At 56.0% G+C, this 17,749-nt stretch carries 17 protein-coding genes; all 17 read right to left on the reverse strand.

Annotation, left to right across the window (positions count from 1 at the left end):
* Positions 1-10: 10 nt before the first annotated feature.
* Positions 11-1,057 carry an EpsG family protein gene (locus tag IM543_19020; GenBank protein ID QOY93617.1) on the reverse strand — a complete coding sequence of 349 codons (1,047 nt, stop codon included), beginning with the start codon at positions 1,055-1,057 and terminating at the stop codon, positions 11-13.
* Entirely contained in the window at positions 1,012-1,809 is a 798-nt protein-coding gene (locus IM543_19025) for a glycosyltransferase family 2 protein (protein QOY93618.1), read from the reverse strand. The genes IM543_19020 and IM543_19025 overlap by 46 nt, the downstream gene beginning before the upstream one ends.
* On the reverse strand, positions 1,809-2,333 hold the full coding sequence (locus IM543_19030; GenBank protein ID QOY93619.1) for a serine acetyltransferase: 525 nt from the start codon (positions 2,331-2,333) through the stop codon (positions 1,809-1,811). The genes IM543_19025 and IM543_19030 overlap by 1 nt, the downstream gene beginning before the upstream one ends.
* Positions 2,321-3,238, reverse strand: a complete 918-nt coding sequence (locus IM543_19035; protein ID QOY93620.1) for a glycosyltransferase family 2 protein — start codon at positions 3,236-3,238, stop codon at positions 2,321-2,323. The genes IM543_19030 and IM543_19035 overlap by 13 nt, the downstream gene beginning before the upstream one ends.
* A 10-nt stretch (positions 3,239-3,248) precedes the next feature.
* Positions 3,249-4,757 (reverse strand): oligosaccharide flippase family protein, encoded by a 1,509-nt coding sequence (locus IM543_19040; protein ID QOY93621.1) that lies wholly within the window; start codon positions 4,755-4,757, stop codon positions 3,249-3,251.
* A 58-nt stretch (positions 4,758-4,815) separates the two neighbouring features.
* Positions 4,816-5,379 (reverse strand): acyltransferase, encoded by a 564-nt coding sequence (locus IM543_19045; GenBank protein QOY93622.1) that lies wholly within the window; start codon positions 5,377-5,379, stop codon positions 4,816-4,818.
* Between the two features lie 2 nt (positions 5,380-5,381).
* The gene (locus tag IM543_19050) at positions 5,382-6,494 is read right to left on the reverse strand and encodes a DegT/DnrJ/EryC1/StrS family aminotransferase (GenBank protein QOY93623.1); all 1,113 of its coding nucleotides are present in this window, start codon (positions 6,492-6,494) and stop codon (positions 5,382-5,384) included.
* 50 nt (positions 6,495-6,544) lie between these two features.
* Positions 6,545-7,564: an SDR family oxidoreductase gene (locus IM543_19055; protein ID QOY93624.1), complete on the reverse strand. Its 1,020-nt coding sequence runs from the start codon at positions 7,562-7,564 to the stop codon at positions 6,545-6,547.
* A gap of 20 nt (positions 7,565-7,584) precedes the next feature.
* Positions 7,585-8,862 carry a Vi polysaccharide biosynthesis UDP-N-acetylglucosamine C-6 dehydrogenase TviB gene (gene tviB / locus IM543_19060; protein QOY93625.1) on the reverse strand — a complete coding sequence of 426 codons (1,278 nt, stop codon included), beginning with the start codon at positions 8,860-8,862 and terminating at the stop codon, positions 7,585-7,587.
* 38 nt (positions 8,863-8,900) lie between these two features.
* Complete coding sequence (gene rfbA / locus IM543_19065; GenBank protein QOY93626.1) at positions 8,901-9,794, reverse strand: glucose-1-phosphate thymidylyltransferase RfbA; 894 nt, start codon at positions 9,792-9,794, stop codon at positions 8,901-8,903.
* The gene (gene rfbB / locus IM543_19070) at positions 9,791-10,885 is read right to left on the reverse strand and encodes a dTDP-glucose 4,6-dehydratase (GenBank protein ID QOY93627.1); all 1,095 of its coding nucleotides are present in this window, start codon (positions 10,883-10,885) and stop codon (positions 9,791-9,793) included. The genes rfbA and rfbB (IM543_19070) overlap by 4 nt, the downstream gene beginning before the upstream one ends.
* A 130-nt stretch (positions 10,886-11,015) precedes the next feature.
* Positions 11,016-12,212: a lipopolysaccharide biosynthesis protein gene (locus tag IM543_19075; protein ID QOY93628.1), complete on the reverse strand. Its 1,197-nt coding sequence runs from the start codon at positions 12,210-12,212 to the stop codon at positions 11,016-11,018.
* Between the two features lie 38 nt (positions 12,213-12,250).
* On the reverse strand, positions 12,251-14,470 hold the full coding sequence (locus IM543_19080; protein ID QOY96762.1) for an SLBB domain-containing protein: 2,220 nt from the start codon (positions 14,468-14,470) through the stop codon (positions 12,251-12,253).
* Between the two features lie 440 nt (positions 14,471-14,910).
* Positions 14,911-15,456 (reverse strand): dTDP-4-dehydrorhamnose 3,5-epimerase, encoded by a 546-nt coding sequence (gene rfbC / locus IM543_19085; protein QOY93629.1) that lies wholly within the window; start codon positions 15,454-15,456, stop codon positions 14,911-14,913.
* Positions 15,456-15,659 carry a hypothetical protein gene (locus tag IM543_19090; GenBank protein QOY96839.1) on the reverse strand — a complete coding sequence of 68 codons (204 nt, stop codon included), beginning with the start codon at positions 15,657-15,659 and terminating at the stop codon, positions 15,456-15,458. Before IM543_19090 ends, rfbC begins: the two co-directional genes overlap by 1 nt.
* A 7-nt stretch (positions 15,660-15,666) precedes the next feature.
* Complete coding sequence (gene rfbD / locus IM543_19095; GenBank protein QOY93630.1) at positions 15,667-16,572, reverse strand: dTDP-4-dehydrorhamnose reductase; 906 nt, start codon at positions 16,570-16,572, stop codon at positions 15,667-15,669.
* A complete protein-coding gene (gene rfbB, locus IM543_19100; protein ID QOY93631.1) occupies positions 16,569-17,645 on the reverse strand; it encodes a dTDP-glucose 4,6-dehydratase in 1,077 nt (358 codons plus the stop codon). The genes rfbD and rfbB (IM543_19100) overlap by 4 nt, the downstream gene beginning before the upstream one ends.
* Positions 17,646-17,749: the final 104 nt, after the last annotated feature.

Here is a 17,749-nt window from a genome sequence, read left to right on the forward strand (position 1 = left end):
GCTAGTCATCTTATACCGTCACTTTCCGGTTTCGATGAACTCGGAACCTAAGCGAAGCAATTACCAACGCAGGACCAAGCACCCAAGACCACATAAAGAATCGATCATGAAAAGGTAATGCAGAAAATATTGTCGCGAGTGAGTTCAACAGAAAATACAACCTAAACCATGGCTGCTCTACAAGTTCTCCTGACTGAAGTACAATCAAGCCCAGCCGGGAAAGCATAAGAGGAACGACAATGAAAATGATACTGAGCAACAGAAACGTTAACTTAAATCCCACCATATATTCAATACCGAAATCACCATTAAGAGCTTCAAGCGAGCTAATATTCATTCCAAGCAAGGAATACATGAATTCGCCGACCTTGCCCGAAATGTTCGTGCAATAAAGCGCAAGAAACGCCAACCATAACTGAAAGGGTCGCGCCGCTGGCAAATAAAAGTACAGCAGCAATGCAAACAATACGAACACCGAAGAATAATGAAAGGCTATCATCACAAGCGCCCATCCCAGCGCCTTCACACGGGCCACCTTATCAAGATCACACACGGCAAGAAAACAGAAAAACACTGCGGTAGCGACACCTTGACGGATCACCAAACTGGCAAGTGCATTCAAAGGAAGGTAATACGACATACCAAGCACGGCAACAAGAGTCGCCATATAAACTCCCCGACGCTCACTCGAAAGCAACAAAAAAAACGCGTAGAAAAGTACAAACTTGAGTAGCCACAAAAAACCCGAAAAGGAGACAAATTTCGATGCTACCCAAGCCAACAGGACAAATCCCGGCTCGTAACGGAGGATGACGTCACTGATTTCAGCTGTAGCAAGTTCCCGCCAGAAGTCGTAATAATAGTTACCAAGATCTGAAAACGGATCAATATTCACTACCGGATACAGATGCGCGAGGCCGACGAAAAGGCCTGCGGAAAGAAAAAACACGCTAAAGCGTTGCATTGTTTTTCTATAGAAAACCCAAAACAAGAAACCCGGTATTTTCTTGCTCAAGGCACCACCGCTAGCATCTTTGCTTTCAAAAATCTTCCACATTGCTTGAGCAATACCGGTAGAGTCATCACACTGCAATGCTGTGATATTACACGCAAATGTCCTTTAGCCAAGTCGTGCCAGCGCCGTTTCATGCCTGCTCGCGATGATAATCGATCCTCATGTTCGGTATAATACCTCCTCACCACAAGGCTGTGAAGCAATGCATAGTTATGCTCGCGTACCATTCGTAGGTAACAAAGACTTTCATAGCCGCGAATATCTTCGTCATACAGATACTCTCGGAACACGTCGTTAAGTACGACTGGCAAGGCTTCGCCGCCGGTACCTTTCAGCAAGAAATCATTAAATGCTCGCTGCTCAATGCGATCAGCAGCTCTCGACAGTAGACCTTGCTCTTCTACACATGCGAAGAAATGCAAAGGATATCGGCGGTAAGTTTGAAGTGAGCGATGCACTTCCGTTGCTGCGCTTTGAATGAGTTCGTCGTCGGAGTCGAGGAATACTACCCACATGCCAGTAGCCAACTTAGCACCGGTATTTTTCGCTGCACAAACGCCGAGGTTGCGCTCGTGCACCACCAAACGAATAATCGGTTGAGCATTGCTGGCATAGCCATCGATAACGCGCTTGACGACGTTGCGCGAGTCGTCTTTGGAGCCATCATCAATCAAAATTATTTCGGTGTCGACCCCTTGCGTTCCGAACGCCACGGCCGACGCAATTGCACGCTCGACCGACCACGCGCGATTATAAAAAGGAATGACAATTGAAAAAAAAGGACGCTTCATCATTAATTCTTCTTGATTTCTCTAGCAGGAACTCCTGCCCAAACACTATTTGCAGGAACATCTTTCGTCACTACGCTGTTCGCGCCGACTTTCGCATTCTCGCCGATCATTACTTGTCCGAGGATTTTCGCGCCAGTGCCGATCACGACGCCATTCGCCAACATCGGCTGACGCACCTCTGTGCTTTCAGTGTCCTTGTTCCCCAATGTCACGCCGTTAAATATCTTGCAGTTAGTCCCGATTACCACGGCACTCCCGATCACGATATCATGACCGTGCATGATATTGAAACCGCCACCAATTTCCGCCCGACACGAAATATCGCTCGCGTAAACGATACGGATGAAATACTCGACGACGAGACGTAGAGCACCGCCGGCAATTGGGACCGTTGTATCAATCCAATGCCCGAACCGGACTAGCAACAACAAATGGAAAGAATGGCTAGTAACAAACAATTTTGCTCTTTTGGTCATCGACCCGCCGTTGGTTTGCGCCGCAAGGTCCTGTCGTATCAGTTCGAACATTTGGTGACCTTTGGCGGCGGAAGCCGAAGCATCCTTGTAATTGGCCAATTTCGAATTAGTTCAACGGCAGCCATTGGATGGAAGGTTTTTACCCAGACCGCAAAGAACTCGCGCCAGGTAGGGCGACGATTCTTGAAATCGGCAATTAATAATAATAGTGCAGCTGCGTTCACATGCTTGCGCTCCGTCGGGTATTTTCGCGCAAAATAAAGGAATGAGTTGCACAAGGCCCTTCGCGTACCTCCCCCGGCCGATGCAATACCAACGTTCGCCCTGTACACGCCATATGCCTGATCATTAACATAGCAGGCGCGTCCTGCTCCGACCTGCTCCACAGTCTCGAAGTAATCCACAATATTAAAACTTGGGTATTCCCGAACTCGCATGGCGGCTCGATACATTTTGGAACTGTTAGCGCCGACGCTGATGTGTCGCAATACAGATGAACGATCATAACCCCCGCTCGGAATCAGCGCAGTGTTCGTTAAATCATCGACTAGGCAATCAGAGCCTTCATACAGTACTTTTACACGATGAAACACAACGTTGCACTCAGGATTAGCGTCTAGAAAATCGGCTTGCGCTTTGAGTTTTCCTGGAAGTGCGTAGTCGTCCCCATCCATATGAGCAATGTACATCCCGCGCGCCTGCTCATGGACAAACAAAAAATTCTTGTATGCGCCAATATTTTTCTCATGGAGAAACGGACGTATTAAATCGGGATAGCGGGCGCTAAACTGCTCCACGATAAGTCGAGTGCCGTCAGTTGAGCAGTCGTCCGCAACCACAATTTCGATGTCGAAGTCGACCTCTTGGTCGACCAGGCTTTGCAGACATTGGGTGATGAGCCGTTCTTGGTTATAAGTTACAACGCAAATAGAAACTTTTGGACGGTTCGAAATCATTCGGTTTTCCTCACTTTATTAGCGACGCATTCCACTGTTGGATCAGCGTAGTTCTGACACGCGTGGTGCCGAGCATTCCCGTGCCAATGCAAACGAGGCTGACTACTGCAAGTTGGACTGCTGCTTCGATACGTCCGGTCGGCCAACTCAGAAGGGCCTGTAGGGAAAAGGCGGCAATGATCGAGCACAGCGCGGAAGGCGCGATTTCACGCGCAATCCAGCGAGCATGAAGCCCCTTGAAGAAGCGAGCATGGACTTTGGGCACCCAGAGAAGAAAATACACTGCATTAGCGCCCAGCCAGGCGTATCCCGCCCCGATCATGCCATGGTTAAGCGTGGCCCACACGAGCGACGGAATCAAAATAACTAGAAACAGGACATTGCCTATCATATGCAATTTCAAATCACCTTTAGCGTATTGAAGGTAGTATGGAAATGCCCCTAAGGCCAGAATTCCATTACCAAGTGCATACAACCGCAACACGGGAGAGGCAGCGACGGCAATGTCCATATTCCCCGTCCAGGCCCATAGCACGTGCTCGGCAAAGAAACTCAGCATCAGTGATGTCGGAATAGCAATAACGGTGATCATTTGGCTGGAACGGCAATACAGATCAACCAGCCCTTTATTGTCGTCCTGCGCGGCCAATCGGGTAAGGCGTGGAAGCAAGGCGCCACTTATGGGCCCACTGATGATCATCACGCCGCTCGCAACCAATACTGCCATCGTGAAATAGGCGTAATCTGCTAGCGGAAGCAGTTTCGACAGGACCAACTTATCGGTCTGAGTCACCATGACCCAAACCGACGCCGTGAAAGCGATACTTAATGAAAATTTAAGAACACCGCGCAACGGCCCCCAGCTCCATTCTTCACGAAGCTTGGAACTGATTTTTGGAAGCAGGCTATAAGTATGAATTAAAAGTACCGCCAGCTCTACGACAGCAATGATCAACTGGTAGGAGAAGAACTCGACCGGTCTCGTGCCAACGTAAATGAAAAACGGGAGGACAAGCACGAAGCGCGCCGTCGATACGATAATATTGAAAGTACTCAGCCAGACCAGCTTCTCGAAACCATTGATCGCTCCGCGGTACAGACCGCACATCCACCGGAGTGCCACGATCAACGCCATAAGCATGATCGAATATTTCACCTCATCCAGCGGGAGTTGCTGCACTTTGAGCCAGTCGCTGGCGATGGGTCCAGCGCCAGCGATCATGGCGCTGCTACCGATGGCTGCAATTCCAAGGAAAATCACTTCCAGTGCTCGTAGCAAGCGCCGCAAGTCGAGAGCGCTCACGGCACCGCCTTTATAACGAGCAGTTTCGCGCGCCATGGTGGGTGTCAATCCCATATCGAGCAGCTGGAACCACGCCTGCAGCATGGCGAAAAAGCCGACCAAACCGTAGGCTTCGGCGCCCATGTATGTGACATAAAGAGGTACCATGACGATACCAATCAGCGTGACGTAGATTTGGCTCGCATAGTTCGCAAGCACATTACGCTTCAATGACATTGTTACTTTTCTCTGTGGACGAGCAGCGAGGGGCGTATAGATTTTCTGACTGGGGCGATCAGCTCACGGCGAGAAGCTTGTGCTCGAGCTCAAGCAAATCCTGCTTGCGAGCCTTCATCAGTTTCGCCGGTACGCCCGAGTAGATGGAGAATGGTTCACAATTCTTTTGAACCAAACTTAGTGCGCCAATGGCGGCGCCCTCAGATATCGTGACGCCTGGGAGAATCACGCTACCGCAGCCGACGATGACATGTTTTTCAAGTGTGACATCCTCACTTCGTACTCCTGTGTACTGGCTCGGTACGGTAGGGTTCGTAAGTGTTGCGCCTGAGTAGTCGTCGCTACTCGAATAAATGGACACTCGCGATGACAAGCCGCAGAAACTGGATAGACGAATAGCGCCAGCGCCCACCAGACTGCAGAAGGCAGCAATGTGAACATAGTCTCCAATGCTAATGCCGCCCTTACCTGCCGAGAGAACGCAAAAGTCATCAATGCGGACATTGTTGCCTATTGAAACCCTGCCAGCGTTGTAAATCGAAACGCGGTCAGAAATCATGACGTTCTGACCAAGCGCGGCAAACCCCATGGCCTCCAGTGCGGCGCGACTCAACATGGCCATCGTTATACCTCCTTGATCAAGGACACGACGCGTTCGACGTCTGCAAACGGCAGAGTCGGATAAATAGGCAGACACATGACCCGGGATGCTGCCTGGGACGCGATTGGTAGGTTTTCCCGCCGTGCGGACGGCAGCCCCCGGTACATCGGAAAGTCACTGATCAACGGATAAAAATATCGGCGTGCGAAGATGTTTGCGGCACGCAGTTTTTCATACAGGGCGTCGCGCGAGATCGGAAACTCAGGTCCGACCAGAATCGGGAAGTAAGAATAATTCGCCACTTTTTCGCCCGAGTCGCCCAGGCATTCGATGCCCTTGATGCCGGCGAGCTGAGCGCGGTACAACTGGTCGATCTCACGTCGCTTTGCAATGGCCCGGTCGATTTCTTTCAGCTGCAACATGCCGAAGGCGGCATTGATTTCACTCATCTTACCGTTGATTCCAGGTGCCACGACGGTCGTTTCGTCCACGAAGCCAAAGTTCTTGAGCTGGTCGATGCGTAGCTTGGTCTTCGCGTCTGGGCAGATGATGGCGCCGCCTTCAAAGGTGTTGAACACCTTGGTTGCATGGAAGCTCAGCACTGACAAGTCACCATAGCGAAGGATACTGCCCTTCTCGTTGTGCACGCCAAATGCATGCGCAGCATCGTAGATGACCTTTAAATTGTAGTTGTCTGCAATTTTTTGGATTGCTTCGACATCGCAGGGATGGCCGTAGCAATGCACCGGCATGATGGCTGTCGTTTGCGGCGTAATCGCCGCTTCGATCTTCGCAGGATCGAGGTTCAGCGTGTCTGTCTGGACATCAGCAAACACTGGCTTGATCCCGTTCCACAGTAGGGAGTGAGCCGTGGCGACGAAGGAGTAAGGCGTGGTGATCACTTCACCGGTTACGCGCAGGGCTTGTAAAGCAGTCACCAGCGCGATCGTGGCATTGCTGAACAACGCGAGATGTTCGACACCAAGGTATTCGCATAGCGCTTTTTCCAATTGCTGGTGGAATGGACCACCGTTGGTCAGAATTTTGTTGTCCCAGATCTTCTGCAAGTATGGATAGAACTCTTCCAGCGGCGGTAAGCTCGGCTGGGTTACATAAATGGGTTTGTTATCGCTCATGGTTACCTTGATACTTGGTTGAAGCCCGGTTCCGCGGGCTGCCTGTGTGCTTATCGGTTTGCCAGATACCAGGGCATGGCCACTTCGAGCCCAGTGCGGATATCGTGACTCGGAAGGTAACCGAGACGGTGCGCAGCCTTGGAAACGTCGGCCTGCGAATGGCGGACGTCACCGGCACGGAACTCGCCATAGACTGGCGCCCGTGCATAATCGACACCGAGTTCGCCAAGAATGTCCTTCAGGTTCTCGACCAAGTGGTTGAGAGTAGTAATGCCGCCGACAGCTACGTTGTAAACCTCATTCTTATCCGCTTCATCAGCGGTGGCTGCCAATAGATTGGCCTGCACCACGTTATCGATGAAGCAGAAGTCCCGGCTGGTTTCACCGTCTCCATTGATAACGATGTCTTCGTTGCTCAGCATTGCCGCAACCCACTTCGGGATGACGGCGGCATAAGCGCCGGCGGGATCCTGTCGTTTGCCGAAAACGTTGAAGTAACGCAGCCCAATGCTCTTGAAGCCGTAGTTGCGAGCAAAAACTTCGGCATAAAGCTCATTGACGTATTTCGTAACGGCATAGGGCGACAAGGGATTGCCGATGTGTTCCTCGACTTTCGGTAGCGCAGGGTGGTCGCCATAAGTCGAGCTTGATGCGGCGTAGACGAAGCTGCTCGTGCCGGCTTCACGTGCTGCGCTGAGCATGTTCAAGAAACCGGTGATATTGACCTCATTGGTCGTCAGCGGATCCTTCAGCGAACGCGGAACCGAGCCAAGCGCGGCCTGGTGCAGCACGTAGTCGATGCCGGTGGCCGCGGCCCGGCAGGTAGACAGGTCGCGGATATCCCCTTCAATCAGCTTGAAGCGAGTCCAACGCTGCGCCCCTACTGTTGCTGCAACCTCATCGAGGTTACGACGGTGACCCGTGGCAAAATTATCCAGGCCAACCACGCTCTGGTCCAGCATCAGTAAGGTTTCCACCAGGTTCGAGCCGATGAAGCCGGCGCAACCTGTGACTAGCCAGGTACGCGGCCGCGCGGACAGCTCCTGTTGGAGTCGTTGATAGCGATTCATGTGTTCGTTAAGTTTCTGGCTTACAGGCGGATGTCTGCGTCGCCCTTCGGCAGCAGATACTTCAGGTCGAACAGGATGTGGTCGGCCTTGCCGAAAGCGCGCAAGCCCGCCGCACCGATCTCGCCGAATTCGCGATGCGCGACGGCCAGGATGATGGCGTCGTACTTGCCGGCTTCCGGCACCTCGATCGGTGTAATTCCGTATTCGTGCTGGGCACCTGCAACACTGACCCACGGATCGTAGACATCAACGTTGACGTCATAGTCCTTGAGCTCGTTGATGATATCGACGACCTTGGTGTTGCGCAGGTCCGGGCAGTTCTCCTTGAACGCGAGACCCATGACCAGTACGTTAGCGCCATCGACCTGGATGCGGCGTTTCAACATCTGCTTGACCAGACGTCCAACCACATGCGCACCCATGCTATCGTTAATGCGACGACCTGCCAAGATGACCTGCGGGTGATAGCCGATCGACTCGGCCTTGTGGGTCAGGTAGTACGGATCGACACCGATGCAATGGCCGCCAACCAGACCTGGTCGGAAGGGCAAGAAGTTCCACTTGGTGCCCGCCGCCTTTAGAACGTCCTCGGTATCGATACCCATCTTGCCAAAGATGATGGCCAATTCGTTCATCAGTGCGATGTTGAGGTCACGCTGAGTGTTTTCGATCACCTTGGCTGCCTCGGCGACGCGCACCGACGATGCCTTGTGGGTGCCCGCAGTGATGATGCTTGCATATAGCGCGTCGACGAAATCGGCGACTTCCGGGGTAGAGCCGGAAGTAACCTTGGTGATCGTGGTCAGGCGGTGCAACTTGTCGCCCGGGTTGATGCGCTCGGGGCTATAACCGACAAAGAAGTCTTCGTTGAACTTCAGTCCCGAAACGCGCTCGATGACCGGTACGCAGTACTCTTCGGTTGCACCGGGATACACAGTCGATTCGTAGATAACAACATCACCTTTCTTGACTACCTTGCCCAAGGTTTCCGAGGCTTTCTGCAATGGCGTTAAGTCTGGTTGCTTGTGCTCGTCGATCGGGGTCGGAACCGTCACGATGTACACCTTGGCGTCGCGCAGGTCTTCCGGATTTGTCGTGTAACGCAGGTGTACCGCTTCGCGCAGTTCATTCGAGTCGGTCTCAAGCGTATGATCTACGCCGCTCTTCAGTTCCTCAACACGGTCTTGGTTGATATCAAAACCAACGGTCGAGAATTTGCGGCCGAATTCGACCGCCAAGGGAAGACCGACGTAGCCAAGACCAATGACCGCGATGCGAGTATCGAGGGATAATTTCATGAAAAAAACTCTATATAAAGTAGTGATTCCGCTCTTACTCAGAACAGTTTTTCATTCAGCAGGCGCAGTAGATACTGGCCATATTCGTTCTTGCGCAAAGGCTGAGCGAGCGCCTCGAGCTGGCAGGCATCGATATAGCCCTTACGAAACGCAATTTCTTCGGGACACGCGACTTTTAAGCCCTGGCGATGCTGGATCGTCGCGATGAACTGGCCTGCTTCCAGCAGAGAGTCGTGGGTGCCGGTGTCGAGCCACGCCATACCGCGGCGCATGAGTTCTACCTTAAGCTGGCTCTGTTCGAGGTACGCGCGGTTGACATCGGTGATTTCAAGTTCCCCGCGAGCGGACGGCTGCACTTGCGCCGCGATGTCGCACACTTTGTTGTCATAGAAGTACAGCCCTGTTAGCGCATAATTCGACTTAGGCTGCTGCGGCTTTTCTTCGATGCTGACGGCCTGACCCTGTTTGTTGAACTCTACGACGCCGTATCGCTCAGGATCATGCACGTGGTATGCGAACACAGTTGCTCCTTGCGCACGGTCTGCGGCAACGCGCAGCTGCATTTCAAAGTCATGGCCGAAGTAGATGTTGTCGCCCAGGATCAGCGCTGACGGATGGTTGCCAATGAACTCGCGGCCAATGATGAAGGCTTGTGCGAGCCCGTCCGGGCTAGGCTGCACTGCATAACTGATGCTGAGACCCCACTGACCGCCGTCACCCAGCATTTCCTGGAAACGCGGCGTGTCCTGAGGCGTCGAGATGATCAAGATCTCGTCGATACCAGCCAGCATCAGCGTGGTTAGTGGATAGTAAATCATCGGCTTGTCGTATACCGGCAGCAACTGCTTCGATACCGACATCGTGACGGGGTACAGACGCGTGCCCGAGCCACCCGCCAAGATGATCCCTTTGCGTTTTAACGAGGCGTTCATGCTACTTCCCCGTTTTGGCGAGCAGCATAGTTTTTCTCCACCCATTTCAGGTAATCGCCAGACTGCACGTTACGCACCCAAGCATCGTTAGCCAAGTACCATTCCACTGTTTTGCGGATACCAGTCTCGAATGTTTCGGACGGCTTCCAGCCCAGTTCACGCTCGAGCTTGCGGGCATCGATCGCGTAACGGCGATCATGGCCGGGACGGTCCTGCACGAAGGTGATCTGGCTGCGATAGCTAGTCGTGGTACCGTCCACATTCGCGGTTTTGGGAGCGAGCTCGTCCAGGATTTCGCAGAGCGTATTCACAACCTCAAGATTGGTCTTCTCGTTCCAGCCACCGACGTTGTACACCTCTCCAGCTCGACCATCTGCCAGCACACGGCGGATGGCGGCACAGTGGTCGCTGACGTACAACCAATCGCGCACCTGCTGCCCGTCACCGTAAATTGGCAACGGTTTTCCCGCGCGGGCGTTAGCAATGATGAGCGGAATTAGTTTTTCTGGAAAATGATAAGGACCGTAGTTGTTCGAGCAATTCGTGGTCAATACCGGCAAGCCATACGTATGGTGGTAGGCTCGGACCAAATGGTCAGACGCCGCCTTCGAGGCCGAATAAGGACTATTCGGCGCATACGAAGTACTTTCGGTGAACGGTGCGTCGTCCGGTCCGAGTGTGCCGTAGACCTCGTCGGTCGAAACGTGCAGGAAACGGAACGCCTCCCGGTCGGCTGGCTCCAGCACCGCCCAGTAAGCACGCGCCGCTTCTAAAAGACTAAATGTGCCGTTGACGTTGGTTTGGATAAATGCAGCCGGTCCATGAATAGAGCGGTCGACATGACTTTCGGCAGCAAAGTGAATAATCGCTCGCGGCCGATGCTCTGCCAGCACGCGCGCCACATGGTCAGTGTCGCAGATGTCACCCTGCACGAACAAATGCCCCGTATTCCCTTCGAGCGCTACCAGGTTATTGAGATTACCTGCGTAGGTAAGTTTGTCGAAGTTCAGCACCGGCTCGGTAGTTTGCGCCAACCAGTCCAGTACAAAGTTTGACCCGATGAATCCGGCTCCGCCAGTAACAAAAATCATTGTAATTATATGAGAGAGGTGGCGCCCAGAAAGCGCCTGAAATACGTGCCTGTATCGGCTCTACGACTGTAGACCGTGCTCGACAGCGATGCCTGCGCAGACCGGACACGTCCCGGGAATGGCAAATGTCTTATCTGATCGCCAGATACGACTTCAACGCAGTCAATTTGGCATGGCCATCCGGCGAAGCGGCAGTACGCTGACTAGCCTCGCGAAAAAATGCCCACAGAATCGCAAGCATAAAAGCTGTAAATGTCGTCAGTATCACGATCAAGCCACGGCGAGGTTTTGACCGGCGCTCTGGCTCAATGGCGGGATCCAGCACTTGGATAATTGGCGGGTCCTTGGCCTCGTCCAAGCGCGCTACTTCATATTGCTTCGCCAGCAATTCATACAGCATTTGATGGTACTTGAGGTCGCGCAAGATCTTGATGCTTTCGAGTCCGCTTTGGCCAGCCGCGGATTGTGCTGGCTCCGCGCTTGCCCTGCCATTTTCCAACTTGGAAATCTCCGAACGCAATCCAATCAACTCTTGCTCGGCACGGCGATATTCAGGATTACTCGTTGTAACGAACGATCGCATGGAGCTCAGCTGGATTTCCTTGGCCGATGCCTCTGCCCTGAGCCGTGCAATGGTTTCGACAATAGCGCGGCTCTCTGCGTCGACACTAATAACGCCGCGCGAAGCGAGACCGCCTTTGAGAGCACGCTCAGCTTTTACCAACTGATCTCTTGCCGCTTCGAGCTGTCGTTCAAAAAATACGCGCCGTTGTGCGGCTTCGGTCACAGCAAGCACTTTGGTCAGGCTGAGCAACTCAGTGACATAAGCGTTTGCCATCGGTGCAACGAGCTTTTGATCACGCCCCTCAACGCTAATAGTTATCAGCCCGTCTTTTCCCGCAGCAATAATAGTCGCCTCCGCTAGTCGCATCCGTGCGCCGTCTTGCGACTTAGTGTCATAGACCTTCTTCAGGTCAAAGCTCTCGACAAGCTTGTCGGCCACAGTGCGGCTGCGCAACATACCAACATATAAGTCGTTCGGATTCTTCAAACCAGCCATTCCTCCGGCCACACCCGCAATTCCGCCGAGTTGCGACAACAACATCGATGCGCTCGACTGGTTCTGCTGCGGCGGCATGACTTTGGTACTTGCCTCATAGGTACTCGGCAAAATGAGGCTCACTGCAACTGCAAGCGCAGCCGCGCAAAATGTCACCCAAAAGATTGATTTTTTCCGCTTCGCGAGAACGATCAGAATATCGATAACACTGATTTCATTGGCGTGCGCGATCTGGGCTTCGTCTAGCTCTGTTGTCTGCTGTTTCATGCTATTGGTTCGCTCATACTAATTGGCATTAGGTGCAGTTAATCACGCAGCGTCTTGATCGCCGCTGCACCAAGACCAAAGTTTGCAAAGATCTGCGCCCACTCGCGCGTTCCTTTCACGAATTTCGTCCATTTAGTTTCTCGATCAAATTTCTCGGGAATGACTAGACTATCGCCCGGCATGACTTCCAGACCGCCAATGCCGCCAAACATCCACATGCCCGACTCGCGAGAGACCACGCTGCCGTCGGCGCGCATTACAAATGTTTCATCGACGTCTGCGTCAGAAGTCACTCCTGCAACTTTCAAATAATCCTTAACGCGTGCGTTTGGCTTCCACAGCGAGGAAGACTCCACGTTGACCGCACCAAATACGTGGACAAAGCTCGGTGTGGCCGGTACAACCAGGCGGTCGCCGTTCTCCAGCTTCACCTGCGGCAAGCGAGCGAACGACCGTTCCTTCGGATCCAGGTTGAAGGCGATCCGGCCGGTTGGCTTCAACTGGCGAAACTCAGCGATCTTCTGCCGGGCCAGCTCGGCCTGGGCCTGTTGCTGCGCCGCCAGCACTTGCGGATTAACCGACGCAAGTGCCTGTTGATTTGCGACGGCCAAGCTCTGTTCCCTGGTGAGCTGTGCCTCCAGGCGGTGCGCAGCTTTCTCAAGATTGATCTCTTGCTCCTTGCGCACGGTCTCGCGATGGAACGCGGTTCCGAACAGGTAGGCATTGCCAGTCGGGCCACCGGCCTTGGCCAGCAGGGTCTGCAGCGTGTCACCCGCGCTCATCTGGTACACACCCGGCACCTTGACCTCGCCTTCGATGCGCACCAGTACGCGACGCTTGTCCATTGGCACGGCGACGTCCTGCTGCGAGAACACGGTCACGGTGTCGCCCGGTTGGAGCTCGATGTTGTCCGCGCCGGCGGGGTTGGTGAATACATTGCCCAGGTTGAATGGAACCAGGGTGACCGAGAGATCCTTGCGGTTGATGCGTTCGACGACCGCGTAATCCCAGTTCACTTCATCGATCAGGTTGCCGACGCTTGCCGCGATGGTGTCGGCGCGTTCGTTCGTTACCTGCTCGTCCTGCCCGGTGGCGACGATCCTGTTCTGCCGCTTCACGGATGCACGGGTGATCAAATAATCACGGCTCGGAATCAGGTCGCGCACACGCATGCCCGGCTTGAACGGCGCGCGGACCGGCTGGTCCACATTGCCGCGCAGGATGACGGCATTCGAAAACTCCGGCGTGATGGAGGTAATGTTGAGCACGTCGCCGTCCTTCAACGGACGCTGCAGGCTGGCGCCGTCGAGCGCGAACTGCTCGACGCTGCGCGGGCGATTCTTGCTCGGATCGATGCGCTCCAGGAAGGCGCGGCGCGGATCGGCCACCACCGGCATGCCGCCGGCGAAGTCGAGCATCGACTCGATGGTGTCGCTGTCCGTCTTGAGTTCGTAGACCGCCGGGCTGTTGACCTTGCCGACCAGCGCAACGTGGCCGGTGGCCGCTGGAATGTAGATCGAATCGCCGTCCAGCAGCTTCACGTCTGCCGACTTGTCACCTTTCGCAATAAAGGCATAGAGGTCGAGTTCGGCCACGACGCGGCCGGCACGCTTGACCTGCACGCGTCGCATGCTGCCGTTGGCGTTGGGACCGCCGCTTGCGAACAGGGCGGTCACCAGGGTCGACAGGCTCGACACAGTGTAGGTGCCCGGGCGCTTCGCTTGGCCGACGACGTAGATGGTGATGGCGCGCAGCTGGCCGAAGTTCACGTTGACGGTCACGCCCTTGTAGAGCTTGCCGACCGCGCCGCGGACGATGTCGTCCGCGTCGCCGGCTTTTACCCCGGCCAGCACGACCGAGCCGATCGTCGGGATGGTGATCGTGCCGCTGCGGTCGATGGTGGCACGGAAGTCGATGTCGATCGTGCCCCAGCCGCGGATCAGCAGCTCGTCGCCCGGTCCCAGCACGTACTCCGCCGGCACCGGCGAGTTGAGGATGGGTGCAAAGGTCGAGGGCGCATTGGCGAAGAAATTGGCGCCGAACACCGGCAGCTCTTCGCCTACGCTATCGCGAATGAATTTCTGGAATTCCGTTTGAAGCCTTGGCTGCTCCGCACCGGCAAAGTCTGGCGCGCCCGGCGCGCGCGTAGCTCGCTCCAGGCCAAGCGCCGGGCGCGAACGTGCGCCTGGAGCTTCGGAAGCCGTTGCAGGCGTGGTATTGGTAATGGACAGCCTGCGCGGCGCGCTCGGCGTTGCCATGGGTGCCGCTGCCTCGTTCAACTCCTGGCCGAACATCTCATCTGGGCGGGAGGGCGATTCTTGAGCAGAAGCAATAGTCGACGCAGCGCCGATAGCTAGCGCGACTGCGCGAAGCAAAAACTTGGACATGTGATACTCGGGAAAGAGAGATGGTAACAGTCGGATAACCTGGGATTATATCTCTTTCCAAGGTTTTCGTGACATCAGGAAACTACTGCGGAAGGCTAAAACTCCAAGTCATACAACACTTGTTCAGCAATAGCAGAGCATCACGACGCTACACGATATTGATCAAACAAGACTGGCGCGAAGAATGATTCCAGACAATTAACGTCTTTGTTACATTGCGTGAAAATCTCAGAAGTTGAGATTTATCCATAACATAAAGTTATATATCTTCGGTTACTATGATTGAAGCCCCACGCAAGGGGAATTCGAATTTAAGGAAAGTACTCGGCGTTATCGAAGCGCTGGCCATGTGCGTCCTTGGCGGACAATAGCGGGGAACTGGTGAGGGGCCATGCGATTTCCAGGACGGGATCGTTCCAGACGATGCAGCGCTCCTGCCCGGGCGCGTAGTAGTCGGTCAGCTTGTAGACCACATCGGCCGATTCCGACAGGACGAGGAATCCGTGGGCGAAACCTTCAGGTACCCACAGCTGGGCCTTGTTTTCGGCGCTCAAAATCTCGCCGGTCCATTGGCCGAACGTGGGCGATGAACGGCGCAGATCCACCGCCACGTCGAACACGCTGCCCGTGACCACACGCACCAGCTTACCTTGCGTTTGAAGTACCTGGTAATGCAGGCCACGCAATACGTTCTGATTTGACGTTGAATGGTTGTCCTGTACGAAGTCCAACTTGCGACCGACGGCTTCCTCGAAACGGGCCTGGTGAAAGCTCTCGTACACCACGCCGCGCTCATCGGCAAATACGCGCGGCTCAATTCGCAGGACATCAGGAATCGACAGGCGTGTGAACTGCATCAGAGCACCTGTTCCGTCAAAGCCTGCACCGGATACTGATTGTGATGATACCTGTCGTAATCATTGCTGTGCATTGTCCGTCCGCTCTGCGGGCAGTAGCGCTCATCCAATCCGTGCAGCCCATATGCCAGCGTGGCCGGATACAGCCGCGTGCCGCTGCCGCCTGCCAGGATGATGCCCTTGCGCTTGATGGTTTCCGTCATGGTTTTCTCATAGGTTGCCGGCGTCCGCCAGTTCGGCGACCAGGCGGTTGACGTGGTGGCGCCAGTCCGGCAGCGCCAGGCCGAACGCGGCGCGGAATTTGCCGGTGTCCAGCAGTGAATTGGCGGGGCGCGGCGCGGCGGCGCCCCAGGCGGCGGCGGCCACCGGCACGATGTCCTCGGGCGATGCCCGCAGGCGGGCGCCCTGCTCCAGCGCCTGCCCGACGACATGGCGCGCGTAGGCATGCCAGCTGGTCTGGCCCGCAGCCGCCACGTGGTAGGTGCCCGACAGCGCCGCGGCAGCGGCGCCGCCCAACGCGATGCGCTGCAGGGCCAGCGCGGTGAGGTCGGCGAGCAACTCGGCGCTGGTGGGCGCACCGACCTGGTCGGCAACGACCTCGAGCCGTGACCGCTCCCTGGCCAGCCGCAGGATCGTCTTGGGGAAGTTCGCGCCGCGCGGCCCGAACACCCAGCTGGTGCGCAGGATCAGGTGGCGCGCGCCGCTTGCGCGGATGCCTTCCTCTCCGGCGAGCTTGCTGCGGCCGTAGGCCGACAGCGGGCCGGGGGCGTCGTCCTCGCGGTAGGCCGTCTGCCGGCTGCCGTCGAACACGTAGTCGCTCGAGTAATGCACCAGCCAGGCGCCACATGCACTTGCCGCCTCGGCCAGCACGCCGGGCGCCAGCGCGTTGATGGCATGCGCAACGCCCGCGTCGGCTTCGGCACGGTCGACCGCCGTATAGGCTGCCGCGTTGACAATGACATCGGGACGGTGCGCAGCGACGCAGGCGCGCAGGCGTTCAGGCTGGCCGAGGTCGGCATCGCTCCGGTCGAGCGCGCGCACGTCGCCGAGCGCCGCAAGCGCGCGCTGCAGCTCCCAGCCGACCTGCCCGTTCTTGCCGAACAACAGGATCTTCATGGGCGGGGCTGCCCATCGGCATACTGGCGCGCAACCCAGTCGCGGTAGGCGCCGCTGGTGACATCCCGCACCCAGTCCTGGTGCGCCAGGTACCACGCGACGGTCTTGCGGATGCCGGTCTGGAAGGTTTCGCGCGGGCGCCAGCCGAGTTCGCGCGCCAGCTTGCCGGCGTCGATGGCATAGCGGCGATCGTGGCCCGGGCGGTCTTTCACAAAACTGATCTGCGCCGCATACGACGCGCCGTCGGGCCGCGGGCGCAGTTCGTCGAGGATGGCGGATACGATGTGCACGACATCGATATTGGCCATCTCGTTGCAGCCGCCCACGTTGTAGGTCTCGCCCGGCCTGCCCGCCTCGAGCACCCGGCGGATGGCGCTGCAATGGTCGAGCACGTAGAGCCAGTCGCGCACCTGGCGCCCGTCGCCGTACACCGGCAAGGGCTTGCCGGCGAGGGCGTTGTGGATCACGAGCGGAATCAGCTTTTCCGGAAAGTGGAAGGGGCCGTAGTTGTTGGAGCAGTTCGTGGTCAGCACCGGCAGGCCATACGTATGGTGCCAGGCGCGCACCAGGTGGTCCGAGGCCGCCTTGCTGGCGGAATACGGGCTGTTCGGTGCGTAGCAGTGCTGCTCGTCGAAGGCTGCCGCATCGGGGGCGAGCGAGCCATACACTTCGTCGGTGGACACATGCAGGAAGCGAAAGCCCGCGTGCGCCTCGCCTTCCAGTTCGCTCCAGTAGCCGCGCACTGCTTCCAGCAGATGGAAGCTGCCCACCACGTTGGTGTCGATGAAGGCTGCCGGGCCGGCGATCGAACGGTCCACGTGGCTCTCGGCCGCGAAGTTCAGCACGGCGCGCACCCCGTGATCGCGCAGCAGCCGCGCCACCAGGGCGCTGTCGCCGATGTCGCCATGCACGAAATGGTGGCGCGGATCATTGCGGACGGCAGCCAGGTTGTTCAGGTTGCCCGCATAGGTCAGCTTGTCGAGGTTGACGACCGGCTCGTCGTGCCGCGCCAGCCAGTCGAGCACGAAGTTCGAACCAATGAAGCCGGCGCCACCGGTCACAAGGATGGTCATACAGTATCCGGTTAGTTGAATGCAGGCATGCGCCCGTCAACCCGAATTATGGCGCGTTTGGCCCCCGCCGTGGGAAAGCGCGGGGTCCAGGCTGGTGCAGGCGC

The sequence above is a fragment of the Massilia sp. UMI-21 genome (assembly GCA_015277795.1).
Lineage (GTDB): Bacteria > Pseudomonadota > Gammaproteobacteria > Burkholderiales > Burkholderiaceae_D > Telluria.

Excerpts from the sequence above, each read along its gene's own strand:
- IM543_19020 (QOY93617.1), bottom strand. The coding sequence starts at position 1,057 with ATGTGGAAGATTTTTGAAAGCAAAGATGCTAGCGGTGGTGCCTTGAGC.
- IM543_19025 (QOY93618.1), bottom strand. The coding sequence starts at position 1,809 with ATGATGAAGCGTCCTTTTTTTTCAATTGTCATTCCTTTTTATAATCGC.
- IM543_19030 (QOY93619.1), bottom strand. The coding sequence starts at position 2,333 with ATGTTCGAACTGATACGACAGGACCTTGCGGCGCAAACCAACGGCGGG.
- IM543_19035 (QOY93620.1), bottom strand. The coding sequence starts at position 3,238 with ATGATTTCGAACCGTCCAAAAGTTTCTATTTGCGTTGTAACTTATAAC.
- IM543_19040 (QOY93621.1), bottom strand. The coding sequence starts at position 4,757 with ATGTCATTGAAGCGTAATGTGCTTGCGAACTATGCGAGCCAAATCTAC.
- IM543_19045 (QOY93622.1), bottom strand. The coding sequence starts at position 5,379 with ATGGCCATGTTGAGTCGCGCCGCACTGGAGGCCATGGGGTTTGCCGCG.
- IM543_19050 (QOY93623.1), bottom strand. The coding sequence starts at position 6,494 with ATGAGCGATAACAAACCCATTTATGTAACCCAGCCGAGCTTACCGCCG.
- IM543_19055 (QOY93624.1), bottom strand. The coding sequence starts at position 7,564 with ATGAATCGCTATCAACGACTCCAACAGGAGCTGTCCGCGCGGCCGCGT.
- tviB (QOY93625.1), bottom strand. The coding sequence starts at position 8,862 with ATGAAATTATCCCTCGATACTCGCATCGCGGTCATTGGTCTTGGCTAC.
- rfbA (QOY93626.1), bottom strand. The coding sequence starts at position 9,794 with ATGAACGCCTCGTTAAAACGCAAAGGGATCATCTTGGCGGGTGGCTCG.
- rfbB (QOY93627.1), bottom strand. The coding sequence starts at position 10,885 with ATGATTTTTGTTACTGGCGGAGCCGGATTCATCGGGTCAAACTTTGTA.
- IM543_19075 (QOY93628.1), bottom strand. The coding sequence starts at position 12,212 with ATGAAACAGCAGACAACAGAGCTAGACGAAGCCCAGATCGCGCACGCC.
- IM543_19080 (QOY96762.1), bottom strand. The coding sequence starts at position 14,470 with ATGGCAACGCCGAGCGCGCCGCGCAGGCTGTCCATTACCAATACCACG.
- rfbC (QOY93629.1), bottom strand. The coding sequence starts at position 15,456 with ATGCAGTTCACACGCCTGTCGATTCCTGATGTCCTGCGAATTGAGCCG.
- IM543_19090 (QOY96839.1), bottom strand. The coding sequence starts at position 15,659 with ATGACGGAAACCATCAAGCGCAAGGGCATCATCCTGGCAGGCGGCAGC.
- rfbD (QOY93630.1), bottom strand. The coding sequence starts at position 16,572 with ATGAAGATCCTGTTGTTCGGCAAGAACGGGCAGGTCGGCTGGGAGCTG.
- rfbB (QOY93631.1), bottom strand. The coding sequence starts at position 17,645 with ATGACCATCCTTGTGACCGGTGGCGCCGGCTTCATTGGTTCGAACTTC.